4 protein-coding genes are annotated in these 3362 nt (G+C 71.3%); 2 read left to right on the forward strand and 2 right to left on the reverse strand.

Annotated elements, in window-relative coordinates:
- Positions 1 to 393 (forward strand): P1 family peptidase (locus ACFFNX_RS45570; protein WP_378212554.1); only part of this gene is annotated, 393 nt, incomplete at its 5' end.
- 45 nt (positions 394 to 438) lie between these two features.
- Here ACFFNX_RS45570 and ACFFNX_RS45575 read toward each other — a convergent pair.
- The gene (locus ACFFNX_RS45575; protein WP_378212556.1) at positions 439 to 1650 is read right to left on the reverse strand and encodes a glycosyltransferase 87 family protein; all 1212 of its coding nucleotides are present in this window, start codon (positions 1648 to 1650) and stop codon (positions 439 to 441) included.
- A 438-nt stretch (positions 1651 to 2088) separates the two neighbouring features.
- On the opposite strand from ACFFNX_RS45575, the gene ACFFNX_RS45580 reads away from it, so the two are divergent.
- The gene (locus tag ACFFNX_RS45580; RefSeq protein WP_378212557.1) at positions 2089 to 3120 is read left to right on the forward strand and encodes a S1 family peptidase; all 1032 of its coding nucleotides are present in this window, start codon (positions 2089 to 2091) and stop codon (positions 3118 to 3120) included.
- A 77-nt stretch (positions 3121 to 3197) separates the two neighbouring features.
- Here the strand turns inward: ACFFNX_RS45580 and ACFFNX_RS45585 are convergent, their stop codons facing one another.
- Positions 3198 to 3344 (reverse strand): zinc-binding dehydrogenase, encoded by a 147-nt coding sequence (locus ACFFNX_RS45585; RefSeq protein WP_378212558.1) that lies wholly within the window; start codon positions 3342 to 3344, stop codon positions 3198 to 3200.
- Between the last annotated feature and the right edge of the window lie 18 nt (positions 3345 to 3362).

Here is a 3362-nt window from a genome sequence, read left to right on the forward strand (position 1 = left end):
GCCGAGGGCGCGGGCTCGGTGATCGCGATCGTGGCGACCGACGCGCCGCTGCTGCCCCACCAGTGCCGGCGGCTGGCCCAGCGGGCCGGCCTGGGCATCGCCCGTACGGGCGGCGCCGGGGAGAACTTCAGCGGCGACGGCTTCCTCGCGTTCTCCACCGCCAACCGCGGCCGGCTGCCCTCCGACGCGCCCGGCACCGAGCCGCCGCGAGTGTTCCAGGTCGACGCGCTGGCCGACGCCCACCTCGACCCGCTCTTCCACGGCGTCATCGAGGCCACCGAGGAGGCCGTGGTGAACGCCCTGCTCGCGGCCGAGACGATGACCGGCCGCGACGGCGTCACGGCCCACGCCCTGACACCGGACCGCCTGCTGGAGTTCGTCGGCCGGCGCTGACCGGGCCGTCGGCCGGCGCTGACCGGGCCTAGGTCACCCGAACGCTCACGAACCGGTGGTGATGAGTTCGGTCTCCGGGAGCAGGGCCTGCTTGGCCGGGCGCGACACGCGGCGGGCCCACGGCATCGCGAGTACCAGGAGCGGGATCACCGCCACCGAACTGATCGCCCACCACTCGTGGTTCTTCCACCAGCCGTTGTCGTCGAACTGGGTGAGGTAGAGGTAGCCCAGCCCGGCCCAGATGGCGGCCAGCGTCGTCGCCGGACGGCTCCAGCGCGTCGGGCGGGCGCACAGGAACGGGACGAACCAGAGGAGGTACTGCGCGCCCATCCGCGGGGTCACGATCATGAATGCGAGCAGGATCGCCGAGGTCTGGTCGATCCGGTCCGAGCGCCACCACAGCCACATGACGAGGGCGATCGTGGAGTACAGGATGACCTGCCCGATCGAGGCGGCGGCCGAGGCGAGCTGCCAGTCACCGCCGGTCATCACGGCGGTCCAGCCCCACTCGCCGACGATGGGCCGCACCTCGCCGAGGTAACGGGCGACGTCGAGGATGCCCGACCACGAGCTGTCCACCACGAGCGGCAGCGTGACCAGGAAGAACACCGGCACCGCGCCGGCGGCGACGAGCCCGTACAGGCGCTGGCGCCAGGAGGGCAGCATGGCCAGGAGCACCGGCAGCAAGATGATCGGCCAGCTCTTGGCCGACAGCGCGAACCCGAACAGCGCCCCCGCCCACGCGGCGTACATCGCGGCCCGGTTTCCGCCCTCGCCCTGCGGCGCGGGTGCGGCACGCGCCACGACGTACGCGCCGACGAGGAACGCGAGGGCGACGGGCTCCACCTGGCCGTGGATGATCGCGACCATCAGGGCGATCGGGTTGCAGGCGTACTGGAAGCGCGCCTGGGCCTGGTACTTACGTCCGGCCAGCCTGCCGACCAGCACGATCAAGGCGATGTCGGCCAGGAACGTGACCACCCGGCCGGCGACCTCCCACGGCAGCCCGGTGGCCAGCACCAGCGCGTAGAAGTAGGGGATCATCGGCAGGAAGTGCCAGGACCCCTGAGTCGCGAGCACCGGATCCTGGTGGTGCAGGATGGCGCGCCCGGCGTGCCGAAAGCCCTCGTTGTAGTCGACCGGCTGCCACGCGGCGGTCGCGGCGACGACCAGGAGGATCAGCCGCAGTCCGATGCCCACCGCGAGGGAGGTCCACAATGATGGCCGCCAGCCGCGCCACTGCGCGAGGACGGCCATGATCAGGCCTGCTACCAGGATGAATGCTACGAATACAGGATGGTCCATCGTTAGGCAAGGCTCTCACATTCGGACAGGTCGGCTGACCTGGGCCGGTCATTTACAGCGAACTCTCAGATAGCTCTTGACCTTCGAAAGCATTCCGCGATCGATCGGCTACCGCGCATAGGCGTACCCGGACCCCGGGCCTGACGCCCCCGCTCTGTGTCCAACGGCTCGCCGCCCCCGAGGATACGGCTTCCATGGCCAAAACCGGACTTACTAAGAATCTTGCAAAATTTTACTAGATGAGTGAACCTCTCGGCAGGCAAGGTACTCGGTTCACAGCCCCGCGAACGCGGATGCCCCAGACCTTCCGCCCGAGCGGGCCCCGCCGTACCGCGCCATCCCTCGGGTGCGCCATCGGGGCGCGCCCGCCACCCCCTGAGGGAGGCTCGTGTGAGGTTCACTGCATCCCGACGCGCCGGACTGATCGTCGCGGCGGCCGGGCTGGTCGGCGGCACACTCGTCGCCGCATCCGCGCAGGCTTCCGCCTCGCAGGTGGATCCGTCGCAGGTCGCCGGCAAGCTGGCCGGCCAGCTCGGATCCCGTTCCGCCGGGTCCTACCTGGACCACGCCACGAACAAGCTCGTCGTCACCGTCACCAACACGTCCGATGCCAAGACCGTACGAGCGGCCGGCGCCGTGCCCAAGACGGTCGCCTACAGCGGCGCCCAGCTCGCCGCGGCCACGAACACGCTGCAGAGCACGGCGCGCGTGCCGGGTACCGCGTGGGCGGTCGACCCGGTCGGCGACCAGGTCGTACTGTCGGTCGACAGCACCGTCACCGGCGCCAGGCTCGCCCAGGTCACCAAGGCCGCGCAGCAGCTGGGCGGCGCGGTCCGCGTCGACCACGTCGCGGGCGCGTTCACCACGCGGCTGAGCGGCGGCGACGCCATCTACGGCGGGCAGTACCGCTGCTCGCTCGGCTTCAACGTCCGCAGCGGCAGCACGTACTACTTCCTGACCGCGGGCCACTGCGGCAACATCGCCTCGACGTGGTACTCCGACTCGGGCCACAGCTCGGCGCTGGGCAACACGCAGAGCAGCTCGTTCCCGGGCAACGACTACGCGATCGTCCGCTACACCACCAGCGGCACGCCGTCCGGCACGGTCGGCAGCCAGGACATCACGAGCGCGGGCAACGCCACCGTGGGCCAGACGGTCTACCGGCGCGGCAGCACGACCGGCGTGCACTCCGGCCGGGTCACCGCGCTCAACGCCACGGTGAACTACGCCGAGGGCACCGTGACCGGGATGATCCAGACCACCGTGTGCGCCGAGGGCGGTGACAGCGGTGGCCCGCTCTACGCGGGGACGACGGCTCTGGGCCTGACCTCCGGCGGCAGCGGCAACTGCACCTCCGGCGGCACGACCTTCTTCCAGCCGGTGACCGAGGCGCTGAGCGCGTACGGCGTCAGCGTCTACTGATCCTCCGGGAGGACGTTCCCACCGGATCGGTGTGAGGGCCCCCGGGACCGCGGTCCCGGGGGCCCTCTCGCGCCGGGTCACGCCCCGGGCCGGACGACGTACTTGCCGCTCCCCCGCCCCTCGGCGAGCGCGTCGTGGTGATCCGGCGCCTGCGCGAGCGCGCCGACCTCGGTGACCGGGAGGTCCAGCGTGCCTTCGGCGATGAGGGCGAGGACCTCGCGCAGGCCGGCCGCAGCGCGCCG

The sequence above is a fragment of the Actinoallomurus acaciae genome (assembly GCF_042429965.1).
Taxonomy (GTDB): Bacteria; Actinomycetota; Actinomycetes; order Streptosporangiales; family Streptosporangiaceae; genus Actinoallomurus; species Actinoallomurus acaciae.